General features: G+C 67.2%; 11 protein-coding genes. 8 read left to right on the top strand and 3 right to left on the bottom strand.

All coding sequences use genetic code 11. The features are described 5' to 3' along the window. A partial coding sequence (locus tag Q8S38_RS03290) for a ribonuclease E/G (RefSeq protein WP_305678997.1) occupies positions 1 to 1,254 on the bottom strand: 1,254 nt, incomplete at its 3' end. A gap of 691 nt (positions 1,255 to 1,945) precedes the next feature. On the opposite strand from Q8S38_RS03290, the gene Q8S38_RS03285 reads away from it, so the two are divergent. The 6 genes from Q8S38_RS03285 to Q8S38_RS03260 all read left to right on the top strand — a co-directional run bounded on the left by Q8S38_RS03285 (position 1,946) and on the right by Q8S38_RS03260 (position 9,586). Beyond that, positions 1,946 to 3,196 carry an N-acetylmuramoyl-L-alanine amidase gene (locus tag Q8S38_RS03285; RefSeq protein WP_305678996.1) on the top strand — a complete coding sequence of 417 codons (1,251 nt, stop codon included), beginning with the start codon at positions 1,946 to 1,948 and terminating at the stop codon, positions 3,194 to 3,196. Positions 3,197 to 3,338: 142 nt separating this feature from the next. Next, positions 3,339 to 5,786: a penicillin-binding protein 1A gene (locus Q8S38_RS03280; protein ID WP_305678995.1), complete on the top strand. Its 2,448-nt coding sequence runs from the start codon at positions 3,339 to 3,341 to the stop codon at positions 5,784 to 5,786. 84 nt (positions 5,787 to 5,870) lie between these two features. Continuing rightward, positions 5,871 to 6,999 (top strand): peptide chain release factor 2 gene (prfB, locus tag Q8S38_RS03275; protein ID WP_305678994.1). Its coding sequence is split into 2 segments (ribosomal slippage): positions 5,871 to 5,939 and positions 5,941 to 6,999, totalling 1,128 coding nucleotides; the frame shifts between segments, so codons are not numbered across the junction. Positions 7,000 to 7,143: 144 nt separating this feature from the next. After that, a complete protein-coding gene (locus tag Q8S38_RS03270) occupies positions 7,144 to 7,674 on the top strand; it encodes a CDP-alcohol phosphatidyltransferase family protein (RefSeq protein WP_305678993.1) in 531 nt (176 codons plus the stop codon). 117 nt (positions 7,675 to 7,791) lie between these two features. Beyond that, positions 7,792 to 8,901 carry an AI-2E family transporter gene (locus tag Q8S38_RS03265; protein ID WP_305678992.1) on the top strand — a complete coding sequence of 370 codons (1,110 nt, stop codon included), beginning with the start codon at positions 7,792 to 7,794 and terminating at the stop codon, positions 8,899 to 8,901. After that, complete coding sequence (locus tag Q8S38_RS03260; protein WP_305678991.1) at positions 8,894 to 9,586, top strand: P-loop NTPase family protein; 693 nt, start codon at positions 8,894 to 8,896, stop codon at positions 9,584 to 9,586. The genes Q8S38_RS03265 and Q8S38_RS03260 overlap by 8 nt, the downstream gene beginning before the upstream one ends. Positions 9,587 to 9,595: 9 nt before the next feature. On the opposite strand, the gene Q8S38_RS03255 is transcribed toward Q8S38_RS03260, so the two are convergent. Beyond that, positions 9,596 to 10,849, bottom strand: a complete 1,254-nt coding sequence (locus Q8S38_RS03255) for an acyl-CoA desaturase (protein ID WP_305678990.1) — start codon at positions 10,847 to 10,849, stop codon at positions 9,596 to 9,598. Between the two features lie 240 nt (positions 10,850 to 11,089). Here Q8S38_RS03255 and Q8S38_RS03250 point away from each other — a divergent pair, with 240 nt between their 5' ends. Further along, the gene (locus Q8S38_RS03250; RefSeq protein ID WP_305679001.1) at positions 11,090 to 13,285 is read left to right on the top strand and encodes an RNA degradosome polyphosphate kinase; all 2,196 of its coding nucleotides are present in this window, start codon (positions 11,090 to 11,092) and stop codon (positions 13,283 to 13,285) included. Between the two features lies 1 nt (position 13,286). After that, entirely contained in the window at positions 13,287 to 14,798 is a 1,512-nt protein-coding gene (gene ppx / locus Q8S38_RS03245) for an exopolyphosphatase (protein ID WP_305678989.1), read from the top strand. Positions 14,799 to 14,828: 30 nt separating this feature from the next. On the opposite strand, the gene rnd is transcribed toward ppx, so the two are convergent. Continuing rightward, positions 14,829 to 15,968, bottom strand: a complete 1,140-nt coding sequence (gene rnd / locus Q8S38_RS03240) for a ribonuclease D (protein ID WP_305678988.1) — start codon at positions 15,966 to 15,968, stop codon at positions 14,829 to 14,831. Positions 15,969 to 16,123: the final 155 nt, after the last annotated feature.

Below are 16,123 nucleotides of genomic sequence, written 5' to 3'. Positions count from 1 at the left end.
GGGCATCAGCATGCGCATGAAGTCCCGCGCGTCCTTGAAGCCGGCCTCGCCCTCGACGAACACGCCGTCGATGTCCTTGTCGTAGAGGTCACGGATCGCCCGCTTCACCAGGTCCTCTTCCTCATAGATGAGGGCGGGCGCGATGGAGTGCAGGGTGTTCTCGCGAATGTTTTCCCACAGGCGCAGGAGATATTCGTAGTCGCGCTTGATCTCCGCCTTGGTGCGCTTTGCGCCGGCCGTGCGGACGATCAGGCCCATGCCCTGGGGCACGTCGAGGCCCTGGACGACGCTCTTGAGGCGCTTGCGATCGGTTGCCGTCGTGATCTTGCGGCTGATGCCGCCGCCGCGGGCCGTATTGGGCATCAGCACGCCGTAGCGGCCAGCCAGGGAAAGATAGGTGGTCAGGGCCGCGCCCTTGTTGCCGCGCTCCTCCTTGACGACCTGCACCAGGATGATCTGGCGGCGCTTGATCACCTCCTGGATCTTGTACTGGCGGCGCGAGCTGCGCTGCGGGCGCTCGGGCATGTCGTCGAGGGCGTCGCCGCCGCCGAGCTGCTCGGGCTCCTCCTCGTCCTGGCCGCCATCATCCTGGCCGTTGTCGTCGCGGCTATTCTCGTCGCGACCGTTCTCGTCGTCCTGCGACGGCTTGGAGGGGCGCTCCTCGTCGGCCGCTTCGGCAACGTCGGTGCGGGTCTCGAAGGTCAGCGGGGCGGCATTCTCGATCGCCTCCTCGCCCGTCGATTCGGCGATGGCGGGCGCAAACTGTTCGCCGAAGGCGGGCGCGCCCTCATTGACCATCGCGGCTTCCTTGCCGTCGGTCTCGACGCCGCCCGTCACCTCGGCGGTGACCGTCTCGTCGGCCGCCGCCTTCTTGGCGCGGCCGTCACGATCGCCGCGGCGACCACGGTCGCGGCGGCCGCCCCCGCGCTTCTCGCGCTTCTCCTCGTCGCGCTCGTCCTCACGATCGGCGCGCGCCTCGTCGGCCAGCAGCGCCTGACGGTCGGCGACCGGGATCTGGTAGTAGTCGGGATGAATCTCGGAAAAGGCGAGGAAGCCGTGGCGATTGCCGCCATACTCGATGAAGGCGGCCTGGAGCGACGGCTCCACGCGCGTCACCTTGGCGAGATAGATGTTGCCCCGCAGGGGCTTGCGGCTGGCAGCCTCGAAATCAAATTCCTCGATACGCGACCCGCGGACCACCACGACCCGGGTCTCTTCCGGGTGGGTGGCGTCGATGAGCATCTTGTTGGCCATATGTCTGTTCCATGGGCGCGGCCGCCAGCGATACCCGCCGGGCTGCGGACGAACATCCGCTGCCGCGGGCAGGGGCGCCGCGCATAAGCCGGCGAGCGCCGGCATGTTGCAGGATCAAAAGCCGGCACGTGCCGGCATCTGGGACGGAGAAGTGTTCGATCGAGACAGTAAGGCGGCTCGGGAAGCCCGCCCGGGCAAACAGCCCGGCGCAGTCCCGCAGGTATTGACGATTCACCGATGATCTATGCGGCGTCGTATGCCCCGACATCTGTCCTGACCTGCGGCGCACCTGTCGAAGAGACGAGACACACCGCGTTTGCACGCTCGCGAGACGTTGGCCCGATGCTACAAAACGCAGGCACCTGGCGCCGGCCGTCTGCGGACGATCCGTTATGGTTGGCCTCTTGCAGCCTGACCCCGGACGCCGACGGATCCTCGGATCCGGATGCGCACCATGGGAGGCCTTGCAAAGCAACCATCCCCATTACAGACAGGCGAGCGTGATTTGCAAGTCACATCGCGTCGGTGTCGCCGTGCGCGGCACGCCGCTCGGTTCATCTCCGGCGCATCGCGTGGTAACCGATCGTTAGGATGTCGCGTCACTATGGTTAAACCTTGGTGACGACAGTTCGGGATCATTGACCTGACGCCTCCCTTTTCCTTTTGCGGCCCGGGTTTTCGCATCCGCAGGATGCGCCTGACAGCATGCCTGGCGTTGGGGCTCGCGCTCGGTTGCGCCGGCACGGCGCATGCCCAGTCCGGGGCTCGATCCCCGGCCGAATTCCCCGTTGCGACCGACGCCAAGCTGGAACAGGCGGGAGAATCCGTGCGGCTGACGATGGCGCTGTCGCGCCCGGTCGAGGTCGCCGCATCGGTTCTCGCAGGGCCCGACCGGGTCGTCATCGACTTGCCGTCGATCAATTTCCAGGTTCAGCCGGCCGCGGCCCGCAAGAGCGCCGGCGTGATCGGCGCCTTCCGTTTCGGTCTGTTCACGGCCGACAAGGCGCGCATCATCATCGATCTCGCCCAGCCCGCCATCGTCGTGCGCGCCGAATCACGCGCCGTTCGCGGCGGCTTCGGTGAACTGGTGATCGAATTGCGCCGCGCGACGCGGGCCGAGTTCCTCGCCGCCGTCGCCAAGGCGCCCGTGCCTGACCGGGTGGCGGCCGCTCCAGCCCCCGCCAACCCCGTCCTTGCAAACCCGCTCCCAGGCCGCCCGGCCGGCGAGACGCGACAGACCATCGTCATCGACCCCGGCCATGGCGGCATCGACCCGGGTGCCGTGGTGGCGTCGATCGCCGAGAAGGCCGTGGTTCTCGCCTTCGGGCTAAGGTTGAAGGAACAGCTCGAGGCCAGCGGGCGCTACCGCGTGCTGATGACGCGCGACGATGACCGCTTCGTGCCGCTGGCCGAGCGCGTCGGCATCGCCCGCGCCGCCGGCGCCGATCTCTTCATCTCGATCCACGCCGATTCGCTGACGCAGGCGCAGGAAGTGCGCGGCGCCACGATCTATACGGGGTCGGAGCGGGCGACGGATACCGAGGCCGCAAGGCTCGCCGCCAAGGAAAACCAGGCCGATTCGGTCGCCGGACTCGACGCCAGCGAGGATACCCAGGACGTCGCGGGCATCCTGATGGACCTTGCCAAGCGCGAGACCCGGACCTTCTCGTCGGTGTTCGCGCGCAATCTCGTCGAGACGCTGGGCGGATCGGTCAAGTTGCATAAGGTGCCGCTGCGCTCGGCCGGGTTTCGCGTGCTCAGCGCGCCGGATGTGCCCTCCGTCCTGATCGAACTGGGCTATATGTCGAGCCCCAAGGACGCCGAACTGCTCAATTCGGTCGAGTGGCGCGTCAAGGCGGTCGCCGCGGTCGGCGCCGCGGTCGATGGCTATTTCACCAACGCCCGCGCCCCCATCGGCAAGGCGGCGGAGCACCGGCCGTGACGGCTGACGCAGGGACGTCCTCGCACGCCCCTGTGGTCGCGAGGCCACGGTTTGGCCATGTCCGTCATGTTATAGGCTGATTTGAAAAATTGCCGCCTGCCGGAGATTCCGGTCGGTCACGAAGCAAGGGCCAGGGCCTGAGATGCGCTTTATCCTGCGACTATTCGGATGGTTGTTCGCCGCGGGCGCGATTGCGTTCGTGATCGGTGCGGTCGTCGCGGGCGGCTTCCTCTGGCACTACTCCAAGGACCTCCCCGATTCGGCGCAGCTGCGGAACTACGAGCCGCCGGTGATGACGCGCGTCCATGCCGGCGACGGCTCGCTGATCGCGGAGTTTGCCCGGGAGCGCCGGCTCTATCTGCCGATCCAGGCGGTGCCGAAGCTGGTCATCGACGCCTATCTCTCCGCCGAGGACAAGAATTTCTACAAGCATGTCGGCGTCGATCCCGAAGGGCTCGTGCGCGCTGCGATCAGCAACTTCCGCAACCGCGCGGCCGGTCGTCGCCCCCAGGGCGCCTCGACCATCACCCAGCAGGTCGCGAAGAACTTCCTCGTCGGCTCCGACCAGAACATCGAGCGCAAGATCCGCGAGGCGCTGGTGGCGCTGCGAATCGAGGCGACCTATTCGAAGGACAAGATCCTCGAGCTCTATCTCAACGAGATCTATCTCGGCGCTCCGGCGCCGGGGCAGGGCAGCTACGGCATCGCCGCAGCGGCGCTGAACTATTTCGGCAAATCGGTGCATGAGCTCAACCTTCACGAGGCGGCCTATCTCGCGGCGCTGCCGAAGGCGCCGACCGACCTGCACCCGTTCCGCAACCGCGAGCGCGCCATCGAGCGCCGCAACTACGTCATCGACCGCATGGTCGAGAACGGCTATGTCACGCGCGCCATCGGCGACCTCGCCAAGAAGCAGCCGCTCGGTGTCAACCCGCGCACCGTCTCGCCCAACAACATCGCCGCCGGCTATTTCGCCGAGGAGATCCGGCGCGAGCTGCAGGACCGCTACGGCGAGAAGAAGCTGCTCGAAGGCGGGCTGTCCGTCCGCGCCACCGTCGATCCCAAGATGCAGCTGATGGCGCGCAAGGCGCTGGTCGACGGTCTGGTGCGCTTCGACGAGGCGCGCGGCTGGCGCGGTGCGATCCAGAAGCTGGAATTGTCGGCCCGCGACTGGGGCCTGGCGATCGGCGACCTGCCGGTGCTGGGCGATGTCGCGCCCTGGCGCCTGGCGGTTGTGCTTGACGTCACCGGCGACAGCGCCCGGCTCGGGCTGCATCCGCTGCGCGAAACCTCGGGCCATCTCAAGAGCGACCGCGAAACCGTCACGCTCGGCCCCGAGGGCGTCAAATGGACGAGGCGCGCCCGCGTCGGCCAGGCGGTCTCGGTCGGCGACGTCGTCTATGTCGAGCCGATGGACAACCGCCCCGGCCAGGTCCGCCTGCGGCAGTTGCCCGAGGTGAACGGGGCCATCACCGTGATGGATCCGTTCTCGGGCCGCGTGCTGGCGATGGTCGGCGGCTTCAGCCACGACCAGTCCGAGTTCAACCGCGCGACGCAGGCGATGCGCCAGCCCGGCTCGTCCTTCAAGCCCTTCGTCTACGCGACGGCGCTCGACAACGGCTACACCCCGTCCTCGATCGTCCTCGACGCGCCCGTCGAGATCGACCAGGGCGGCGGGCTGGGCATGTGGCGGCCGGACAATTACGACGGCAAGTCGACCGGGCCGCGCACGCTGCGCTACGGCATCCAGTTCTCGAAGAATCTGATGACGGTGCGCCTGGCGAAGGATGTCGGCATGCCGCTGATTGCGGAATATGCCCGCCGCTTCGGCGTCTATGACGACATGCTGCCCGTGCTCTCGATGTCGCTGGGCGCCGGCGAGACGACCGTGATGCGCATGACCGCCGGCTATGCCATGCTCGTCAACGGCGGCAAGAAGATCCGGCCGACCCTGATCGACCGCATCCAGGACCGCTGGGGCGCGACCATCTTCCGGCACGACCAGCGCATCTGCGAAGGCTGCAATGCCGAGAAATGGGCCGACCAGCGCGAGCCGCGCCTGATCGACAACCGCGACCAGGTGCTCGACCCGCTGACCGCCTATCAGATGGTCTCGATCATGGAGAGCGTCGTCAACGCCGGCACCGCGACCGTGGTCAAATCCGTCGGCAAGCCGCTCGCCGGCAAGACGGGCACGACCAACGACGCCAAGGACGTCTGGTTCGTCGGCTTCTCGCCCGACCTCGCGGTCGGCGTCTATATGGGCTTCGACAAGCCGAAATCGCTCGGCACCTCGGCCACCGCCGGCCAGTACGCCGCGCCGATCTTCCGCGATTTCATGATGGCGGCGCTGAAGGACAAGCCGGCGACGCCGTTCCGCGTGCCTGCCGGCATCAAGCTGATTCGCGTCGATCCCAAGACGGGCATGCGCTCGGGCGGGGAGGGCGGCATCCTCGAGGCCTTCAAGCCCGGCACGGCGCCCCCCGACAGCTATTCCGTCATCGGCACGGCGGGCGACGGCATCACCCCGTTCAGCGTCGCGCCCGGCGGCGGGCGTGCCGTGGGCTCCGGCACCGGCGGGCTGTACTGACGGGTGAGCCTGCCGTGGCCGTTTACAGCCGCGATGTTCGGCCCTATCCCAGCCTCACGTTTTTCATCCAAGGCCCTGATCCGCATGCGTCCAGACATCCAGACCCAACTCGACAACGCCAAGCAGTCCATTGGACTGCTGAGGAGGCATCTTTGACTGGGATGTCGCGCAACGCCGCCTGGCGGAACTGAACGCCCTCTCCGAAGGCCCCGATTTCTGGAACGACGCCGACGCGGCGCAGAAGCTGATGCGCGAGCGGACCTCGCTCGAAGACCAGATCAACGGCATCCTCAAGCTCGAAGCCGACCTCGACGACGCGCTGACCTTCATCGAACTCGGCGAGATGGAGGATGACGCCGCCTCGATCGCCGAGGGCGAGGCCGGCATCAAGGCCGTCGAAGTCGAGGCTGCACGCCGGCAGGTCGAGACGCTGCTCTCGGGCGAGGCCGACATGCTCGACACCTATGTCGAGATCCATCCGGGCGCCGGCGGTACGGAAAGCCAGGACTGGGCCGAAATGCTGCTGCGCATGTACCGGCGCTGGGGCGAACGGCGGAAGTTCAAGGTCGAGACGCTGGAATACCAGGATGGCGACACCGCCGGCATCAAGTCGGCGACGCTGCAGTTCAAGGGCCACAACGCCTATGGCTGGCTCAAGACCGAGAGCGGCGTCCATCGTCTGGTGCGCATCTCGCCCTTCGATTCCAATGCGCGGCGGCAGACCTCATTTGCCTCCGTCTGGGTCTATCCCGTGGTCGACGACCGCATCGTCATCGAGATCAACGAATCCGATTGCCGCATCGACACCTATCGCGCGCAGGGCGCGGGCGGTCAGCACATCAACACGACCGATTCGGCGGTGCGCATCACCCACAATCCCTCGGGGATCGCGGTCTCGTGCCAGCAGGAGCGTTCGCAGCACAAGAACAAGGCCAAGGCCTGGGACATGCTGCGCGCCCGGCTCTACGAGGTCGAGCTGAAGAAGCGCGAAGACAAGGCCAATGCCGAGCAGGCCTCGAAGACCGATATCGGCTGGGGCCACCAGATCCGCTCCTACGTGCTGCAGCCCTACCAGCTCGTGAAGGATCTACGCACCGGCGTCAGCTCGACGGCGCCCTCCGAGGTCCTGGACGGCGCGCTCGATCCGTTCATGGAAGCCTCGCTGGCGCAGCGGGTCTACGGCACGGAGGTCGAGGTCGAGGACATCGACTGAGGCCCGCCCCGCGCTGCGCGCGCCCTTGCGCGCAGCGACGTGTCGCCTCGCCGGAGAACGGCGCGGCTGCAGCCAGGCGGCGCGGTTTCCGCTTGCGCGCCGATCGGCTAGCCTGGCGCACGGCCAACAGCGAAACCGTCGCGCATGACATTGCCCAACCTGATCACCATCGGCCGGCTGTTCCTGGTCCCGGTCGTGATCCTGCTGATCCTCGAGGGGCGCTGGCAGGCCGCCTTCATCGTCTTCGTCGTGGCGGGGTTGTCCGACGCGCTCGACGGGCTGCTGGCCCGACGCTTCGGCATGGCCAGCGAGCTCGGGGCCTATCTCGACCCGATCGCCGACAAGGCGCTGATCGTCTCGATCTATATCGCGCTGGCGGTCGTCGGCGCGGTGCCGTCCTGGCTCGTCGTGCTGGTCGTGGCCCGCGATGTCATGATCGTCGCGGCCGTGATCCTGTCCTGGCTGATGAGCAAGCCGCTGGCGATGGCGCCTTTTTCCGTGAGTAAACTCAACACCGGCGCCCAGATCAGCTTTGCCGCGCTGCTGCTGGGTGCGCGTGCCTTCGGGGTCGATACGGGCGCGGTCGTCCAGGTCGGCCAGCTCGTCGTGGCGCTGTTGACGGTGGCTTCGATGACGGCCTATCTGACCTTCTGGCTGCGCCACATGGCGGGCTGAGGCCGTTTTCGACGTCATTCGCCCGTATTGTCGGCGGGTTGCGGCGGGTGGTCTTGGAACCTTCACCATCGGCATCCATTTCAGGACCGCGCCGCCGGCTCCGCGAAAGGCCCTCGAATGACCCTGCAACGCCAAATCGGCTTCTGGCTGCTCTCGCTCGGCGCCTTCGTGCTGTTCCTTGTGGTGTTCCGCGACGTGCTGTTGCCCTTCATCGCAGCGCTGGCGCTGGCCTATCTGCTCGATCCGCTGGCCGATCGCCTGGAGCGGATCGGGATGAGCCGGCTCGCCGCGACCATCGTCATCCTCGTCGTCTTCCTGCTGATGTTCGTGCTGGCGCTCGTTCTGCTGGCGCCCTTGCTGGGGCAGCAACTCGCAGGCCTGGTCGCCCGCCTTCCGGCCGACGCCGCCAAGCTGCAGGCGCTGGTGCTGGAACAGGGTGGGCCATGGCTCGAACGCTTCGGCGGCACCAAACTGACGGAAGAAGCGCAGAACTCGCTGGGCAACCTCGTCGGCGAAGCGACGAAATGGGTCGGCAGCGTGCTGCAATCGCTCTGGACCGGCGGCACCGCCATCGTTGGCGTGTTCTCGCTGCTGGTGCTGACGCCGGTCATCGCGTTTTACCTGCTGGTCGACTGGGACCGGATGATGGCGACCGTCGATGGCTGGCTGCCGCTGGATCATCGCGAAACCATCCGCGGGCTGCTGCGCGAGATGGATGTCTCGATCGCCGGGTTCCTGCGGGGGCAGGCGCTGGTCTGCCTGCTGCTCGGCCTCTTCTACGCCGTGGGCCTGAGCCTGCTCGGCGTCAATTTCGGTGCCCTGATCGGCATCATCTCCGGGTTTCTGTCCTTCATCCCCTATGTCGGCTCATTGACCGGGCTGGTGCTCTCGGTTGGCGTCGCCATCGTCCAGTTCTGGCCGGATTGGACCTGGCCGCTGGCGACGCTGGCGGTCTTCGCGGTCGGGCAGTTTCTGGAGGGCAATATCTTCCAGCCCAAATTCGTCGGCGATTCGATCGGCGTGCATCCGGTCTGGCTGATGTTTGCGCTGTTGGCCTTCGGCTCGCTGTTCGGCTTCGTCGGATTGCTGCTGGCGGTGCCGCTGGCGGCGATCATCGGCGTGCTCTGCCGCTTCGCATTGCGGCGATACCTCGCCAGCAATATCTACCATGGCGGCGACGCGACCCGTGCCGCCGAGGTCCAGGCACGCCTCGGCACCGATGGCTGATCTGCCAGGCCGTCCGCGCCAGCTTGCTTTCGATCTGCCGATCGACAGCCGCCACGGGATCGAGGATTTCCTGATCGGCCCGTCCAACGAAGCCGCCTATGGCCTCGTCGAGGCCTGGCCGGACTGGCCCGACTCATGGCTGCGGCTGGTCGGCCCCGAGGGCGCCGGGAAGACACATCTCGCGGCGATCTGGGCCAAGCGCGCCCATGCGTGGATCGTGCCGGCGGCCGACGTCGTCGATGCCAACGTGGCCCATCTGGTCTCGGGCGGGGCGCTGGTGGTGGAGGATTGCGACAGGGGGCTGCGCGACGAGGCGGCGCTGTTTCACCTGATGAACGCGATCAAGGCGCGCGGCGGCCATCTCCTCCTGACGGCGCGCACGGCGCCCGATGCCTGGGGGCTGCGCGTCCCCGACCTGCTGTCGCGCCTGCGGCTGGCGCCCCATGCCACGATCGAGCCGCCCGACGACGCATTGCTGCGCGCGCTGCTGGTCAAGCTCTTCATCGACCGCCAGCTCGTGGTGGACACCGGACTCATCGAGATGCTGGCGCTGCGCATGGAGCGGTCCTGCGCGGCGGCCCGGGAGCTCGTCGACGTGATCGACAAGCTCTCGCTGGAGCGCGGGCGTCGCGTCACGCGGGCCCTCGCCAACGAGGCGCTGGCGCGCCTCGACCCGGAGGATTGAACCGCGGGCTCAGCCGCCGCGGCGCGGCGAGGCGTCGGCCGGCAGCGCAACCAGGCGGGCATGCATCGCCTCGACCAGGAGCTCATGCGCCCGGGCCGCGATCGCATCGAGCGAAGGCGTCCTGACGAACATCGCCGAGGCCTTGGCGCTGAGCTGCTCGCGGCTCGGCAGCACCGGCATTTGCCAGCTCGACGCGTCCCACTGCAGCCAGGCGTCATGGGCCTGCTGCTGGAACTCGGCCAGGCGATCACCGGCACGCTCCTGCAGCGCCCCCATCGCGACCCTGAGTTCGGCCAGGGTCAGGCTCGGCCAGTGCAACTCCGGCAGCGACGGCGTCGCGGCATAGGCCTCGCGGAAGGCGCTGACGACGCGATCGAGCGGCACGGAGGCCGCCAGCCGCTCGGCCGAGCGCTCGATCACGCGCGGCGGCAGCGCCTGCGAGCGCTCGATCACCGCCTGCGGCGGCTGCTTCAGATCCCAGACCAGGCGCAGCTTCGACAGGCCCAGGATGATGTAATAGGTCGGATCGATCTGCCACCAGCGGAAGCCCTGACGGACGCTGTACTGATAGGCGTGGTGATTGTTGTGCCAGCCTTCGCCCATGGTGATGATCGCCAGCCACCAGTTGTTGCGGCTCTCGTCGCCGGTGACATAGTCCTTGTCGCCATGCACATGGGCCAGCGAGTTGATGCAGAAGGTGCCGTGGTAGACCGCCACCGTCGACCAGAAGAAACCGACGAACAGACCGGCCCAGCCATCGATGGCATAGCAGATCCCGGCGAGCAGGATCGCGGGCGCGATCTCGAAGCGGTGCAGCCAGCGCAGCTCCGGAAACTTCGTCAGGTCGGCAATCGTCGAATCATCGAACGTGTGATGGTCGCGGCTGAAGATCCAGCCGACATGCGAATAGGCAAACGAGGTCTGCACCGGCGAATGCACGTCATGCTCGGTGTCGGCATAGCGGTGGTGATGCCGGTGCTTGGAGGCCCACCAGAACACGCTCTTCTGCGCCGTCGACTGCGCCAGAACCGCGAGCACGAACTGGAAGAACCGGCTCGTCTTGTAGGTCCGATGCGAGAAATAGCGGTGGTAGCCGCCGGTCACCGCGAACATGCGCAGCCAGTACAGCCCGATGGCGAGCCAGATCGAGGTCGCGGTCACGCCGCTCCAGAAGGCGCCAAGACAGGCCAGATGTGCGAGAACGAAGGGGACGGCGGACGGATAGACGATGTCGCCATCGTCATGATGGGTCGTGCTGCTCAAAACGGCCTCGATACGGATGGAAACGGCTCTGGTGGTGGCCGCCGGGGAGGGCTCTCCCGTTCCTATCACGAAACAGGAGCGCGGTGGTCCATGCAAGGGGGCCACTCGACGCAGGGCGATCGCCGATGCGGTCGGCGACGGAAATAGCATGTTCGCCATCCGCCCGTCACGCTAGAGTGTTTCGAGATCGGCAAGGAGACCACAGTGGCCAGGCCCGCGACCGCAACGAGAACCAAGCGCATTCCCCCGCCACCCAGCGTCGCTGCCGCCCCTGCCGCCGCTGCCACCGAAGAGGCCCTCGCCCTGCGGGCCTCGCCGTCCCGCTTCATCAATCGCGAGCTCTCCTGGCTGCAGTTCAACCGGCGGGTCATGGAGGAGGCCTCCAACCGCAACCACCCCCTGCTGGAGCAACTGCGCTTCCTCTCGATCTCGGCCGCCAATCTCGATGAATTCTTCATGGTCCGGGTGTCGGGCCTGCGCGAGCAGCTCAAGGCCGGCGTGGTGACGCGCAGCCAGGACGGGCTGACCCCGGCCGAGCAGCTCGCCGAACTCGGCAAGGCCGTCGCGGCGCTGACCGACGATCAGCAGGCGCGCTGGGTCGAGCTCAAGCACAACCTGCATGACGAGGGCATCCATCTGCTGGCGCCGGGCGATATCGGCGGGGCGGAGCGGCTCTGGCTCGAGGATTACTTCCTGAACTACGTCTTCCCGGTGCTGACGCCGCTGGCGATCGACCCGGCGCATCCGTTCCCCTTCATCCCCAATCTCGGCTTCACCCTGGCGCTGGCGCTGGAGCGGGTCAGCGATGGCCGCCAGCTCGACGCGCTGATCCGCGTGCCGATCAAGATGGACCGCTTCATCGAGCTGCCGGATCTGGGGCGGGAGGGCCTGCGCCGCTTCATCACGCTGGAAGACGCGGTCTCGCTGTTCATCGCCAAGCTGTTTCCCGGCTACGACGTCAAGGGCACCGGCTCCTTCCGGGTCATCCGCGACACCGATCTCGACATCGAGGAGGAGGCGGAGGACCTGGTTCGCGTCTTCGAGACGATGCTCAAGTTGAGGCGGCTCGGCGTCGTCATCCGGCTGGAGATCAGCAGCGGCATGCCGGCCCATCTGCGCAAGCTGATCGTGCGCGAGCTCAAGGTCGACGAGGACGAGGTCGTCGCCATCGACGGCATGATCGGGCTGAGCGAACTCTCCCAGCTCGTCGGCGTCGACCGGCCGGACCTCAAGTTCAAGCCCTACAACGCCCGTTTCCCCGAGCGCATCCGCGAGCATGGCGGCGATTGTTTCGCCGCGATCCGCCAGAAGGACCTACTCGTCCACCACCCCTATGAGAGCTTCGACGTCGTCGTCCAGTTTCTCGAGCAGGCGGCGCGCGACCCTAATGTCGTGGCAATCAAGCAGACGCTCTACCGCACCTCGGCGAACTCGCCGATCGTCAAGGCGCTGACGGAAGCCGCCGAGGCCGGAAAATCGGTGACCGCCCTGGTCGAGCTCAAGGCGCGCTTCGACGAGGAGGCCAATATCCGCTGGGCCAAGGAGATGGAGCGCTCCGGCGTGCAGGTCGTCTATGGCTTCATCGAGCTCAAGACACATGCCAAGCTGTCGCTGGTGGTGCGGCGCGAGGCCGGGCAGCTCGTCACCTACTGCCATATCGCGACCGGCAACTATCACCCGATCACGGCCCGCATCTACACCGACGTCTCCTTCTTCACCGCCGACCCGGTGATGTCGCAGGATGTCGCGCGCGTCTTCAACTTCATCACAGGCTATGCCGAGCCGGCCGAGCTGGAGAAGATGTCGGTCTCGCCGGTCGGCCTCAAGCAGCGCCTGCTCGACGACATCGCCGGGGAGATCGCCCATGTGAAGGCGGGTCGCAAGGGCGCGATCTGGGGCAAGTGCAACTCGCTCGTCGATCCCGTCATCATCGACGCGCTCTATGACGCCAGCCAGGCCGGCGTCGAGATCGATTTCGTCGTGCGTGGTATCTGCTGCCTGCGGCCCGGCGTCCCCGGGCTGTCGGACAATATCCGGGTCAAGTCGATCGTCGGGCGCTTCCTCGAACACACCCGCATCTTCGCCTTCGGCGCGGGGCATGGCCTGCCTTCAGCCAAGGCCAAGCTCTACATCTCGTCGGCCGACCTGATGCCGCGCAATCTCGACCGAAGGGTCGAGGCGCTGACGCCCATCCTGAACCCGACGGTCCATCAGCAGCTGCTCGAGCAGATCATGCTGGCGAACTTCCTCGACAACGAGCAGAGCTGGACGATCTTGCCCGATGGCGGCTCCCGACGCATTGTCCCGGCGCCGAACGACGAGTCGTTCAACGCGCACAAGTATTTCATGACGAACCCGAGTCTTTCTGGACGTGGCAAATCTCTTTCCAATTCCAGCCCCCGCTCCCTCTCGCGCCGAGGGGCGCGCAAGGGATGAGGTGTTGAACGCCCCCGGCCGCCTCGGGCTCGGCGCCGGCACGCTGGCCATCGTCGACATCGGCTCCAATTCGGTGCGCCTCGTGGTTTACGAGATGGTGGCGCGCGCCCCGGCGCAGGTCTTCAACGAGAAGGAGATGGCCGGGCTCGGGCGCCAGGTCGCTACGACCGGGCAGCTCGCGACCGACGCGATGGAAAAAGCCATCGCCGCGCTCATCCGCTTCCGCATCCTGTGCGAGGCGATGAACGTCGGCGAGATCCGCGTCATCGCCACCGCCGCCGCGCGTTACGCCAGCAACGGGCCGGACTTCATCGCCCGCGCCGAGGAGGCGATCGGACAGCCCATCGAGGTGATTTCGGGCGACCGCGAGGCGATGCTGTCGGGGCTGGGCGTGCTCTCGGGCTTCGATCAACCCGACGGCGTGGTCGGCGACCTCGGCGGCGGCAGCCTGGAGCTGATCGAGGTGTCGCGCGAGCGCGTCGGCGAGGGCGCGAGCGTCCCGCTCGGTGGGTTGGCCTTGCTCGACCGCTCGAAGAATTCGCTTCGCCTCGCCGACAGGATCGTCAAGGACGAACTCGACAAGCTGCCCCAGATCGCCGCGATGAAGGGGCGCGATTTCTACGCCGTGGGCGGCACCTGGCGCGCGCTGGCGACGCTGCACCAGCGGCAGGTGAAATATCCGCTCAACGTCATGCATGGCTACACGCTGCCGGCGAAGGACATCGCCGACTTCGTCAAGCAGATCGAGCGGGTCGATCTGACGGGGCTCGAGGCGATCGACTCGGTCTCCTCGGCCCGGCGCCCCTTGCTCGCCTATGGCGCACTCGTCCTCGACGAGTTGATCAAGCGCGGCAAGCCGCGCGCCGTCATCATCTCGGCGCAAGGGGTGCGCGAGGGCCTGCTGCATGAACAGCTCTCGCCCCAGGAGCGCGCGGCCGACCCTTTGCTGCGCGCGGCACGCGACTACAACCACCTGCGGGCGCGCGATCCGCGCCATGCCGCCGAACTGGTCGCGTGGAGCCGCGCCATCCTGGAGACCGCCGGGCTGGCGGGGGACGAGCCGTCGCCGCGACTGATCGAGTCGGTCTGCCTGCTCTCCGATATCGGCTGGCGCGCCCATCCCGATTACCGCGGCGAGCAGAGCATGAACGTCATCGCCCACGCCTATTTTACCGGCATCGACCATGTCGGGCGTGCCTTTCTGGCGCTGGCGATCTTCCACCGCTATGCCGGCTTGAAGTCCTCGTCGCCGGCCGCGCTGGCGCTGCGCGCGTTGCTGCCCCCGCCGATCCTCGACCGGGCGATCCTGCTCGCCGCGATCTTCCGGGTGGCCTATCTGCTCTCGGCCGGCATGTCCGGGCTTTTGCCGCGGATGCCCGCGACCTGTGTCGCCGGCCGGCTGGTGCTTCGCCTTCCGGCCGATCTCGGCCCGCTGGCGAGCGACCGCGTCATCGGCCGCCTGAAGCAGCTCGCGAAACTGCTCGGCCGCGAGTACGAGATCGCCCGGATCTGAAAATGCGGGCGAGAGATCGCCCGTCGGTCATCAGCCGACGACGACCCGGCCGCGCACGACGCGCAAGCCCAGTTCGCCGCTCTTGAGCGCCAGGGCCTTGTCGCCGAAAACCTCCCGCCGCCAGCCCTGCAGGGCCGGGACATCGGCGTCGTCGTCGGAGGCGATCGCCTCCAGATCGTCGGAGGAGGCGATGATCTTGGGGGCGACGCGTTCGGCCTCGGCCACAGCCTTCAACAGCACTTTCAACAGGTCGAGCACGGCGCCATTGCCGCCGCGACCGCGCTCGCGCTCCAGCCGGGGCAGGGTCTTCGGGTCGAGCGCCAGACCGCGCTCGATCGCCGCCAGAACCTCGCTGCCCGACCGCGAGCGCTCGAAGCCGTTGGGCACGGAGCGCAGTTCCGCCAGCGCCTCGACCGAGCGCGGCGCGCGCGCGACGATATCCATCAGCGCATCGTCCTTCAGAACGCGCTGGCGGGGCACGTCGCGGTGCTGCGCCTCGCGCTCCCGCCAGGCGCAGAGTTCGATCAGCGCGGCGAGTTCCTTCGGCTTGCGGATGCGGCCCTTGAGCCGCAGCCAGGCATTCTCCGGCTTGACCTCGTATGTGCCGGGAGAGTTCAGCACCGCCATCTCCTCCGCGACCCAGGCCTCGCGGCCGGTCGCTTCGAGATCGGCCTTCAATGCCAGATAGATGTCGCGCAGATGGGTGACGTCGGCCTCGGCATAGACCAGCTGCGCCTCGTTGAGCGGCCGGCGCGACCAGTCGGTGAAGCGCGAGGATTTGTCGATGCGCGCCTTGGCGAGATCGTTGGCGAGCTGCTCATAGCCGACCGAGTCGCCATAGCCGCAGACCATGGCGGCCACCTGCGTGTCGAAGAGCGGCGTCGGCAGCACCCGACCGAGCATCCAGACGATCTCGAGATCCTGCCGCGCGGCATGGAAGACCTTGACCACGGCCTGGTCGGTCATCAGCCCGAAGAACGGGGCGAGATCGAGATCAACAGCCAGCGGATCGACCAGCACGGCCTCGTCGGGCGAGGCAATCTGAATCAGGCAGAGCTTGGGATAATAGGTCGTCTCCCGCAGGAACTCGGTGTCGACCGTGACGAAAGGGTGGCTGGCGAAGCGCGCGCAGGCGTCGGCGAGGTCGGCAGTGGTCGTGATCAGGTTCATGCTTCGGGCTTACCGGAGCGGATGCCCCCCCGTCGAGTCCGCATCCAGCATAATCGGGCTGAATCCTTGACAAGGCGCGCGCCCGCGTGTGCTTACGCGCAGATCAATCGGCCGCTCTGCGCGGCCCTTTCGCCGAGCCGAAGAGACCCGTCCCG

Origin of the sequence: Allobosea sp. (genome assembly GCF_030695125.1) — a bacterium.
Taxonomy (GTDB): domain Bacteria; phylum Pseudomonadota; class Alphaproteobacteria; order Rhizobiales; family Beijerinckiaceae; genus Allobosea.
This window is presented reverse-complemented; position numbering and strand designations above follow the sequence as displayed.

Bases quoted from the DNA above. Each gene is read 5' to 3' on its own strand.
- Q8S38_RS03265 (WP_305678992.1), top strand. From the start codon at position 7,792: ATGACCCTGCAACGCCAAATCGGCTTCTGGCTGCTCTCGCTCGGCGCC.
- Q8S38_RS03270 (WP_305678993.1), top strand. From the start codon at position 7,144: ATGACATTGCCCAACCTGATCACCATCGGCCGGCTGTTCCTGGTCCCG.
- rnd (WP_305678988.1), bottom strand. From the start codon at position 15,968: ATGAACCTGATCACGACCACTGCCGACCTCGCCGACGCCTGCGCGCGC.
- Q8S38_RS03285 (WP_305678996.1), top strand. From the start codon at position 1,946: ATGCGCCTGACAGCATGCCTGGCGTTGGGGCTCGCGCTCGGTTGCGCC.
- Q8S38_RS03260 (WP_305678991.1), top strand. From the start codon at position 8,894: ATGGCTGATCTGCCAGGCCGTCCGCGCCAGCTTGCTTTCGATCTGCCG.
- Q8S38_RS03280 (WP_305678995.1), top strand. From the start codon at position 3,339: ATGCGCTTTATCCTGCGACTATTCGGATGGTTGTTCGCCGCGGGCGCG.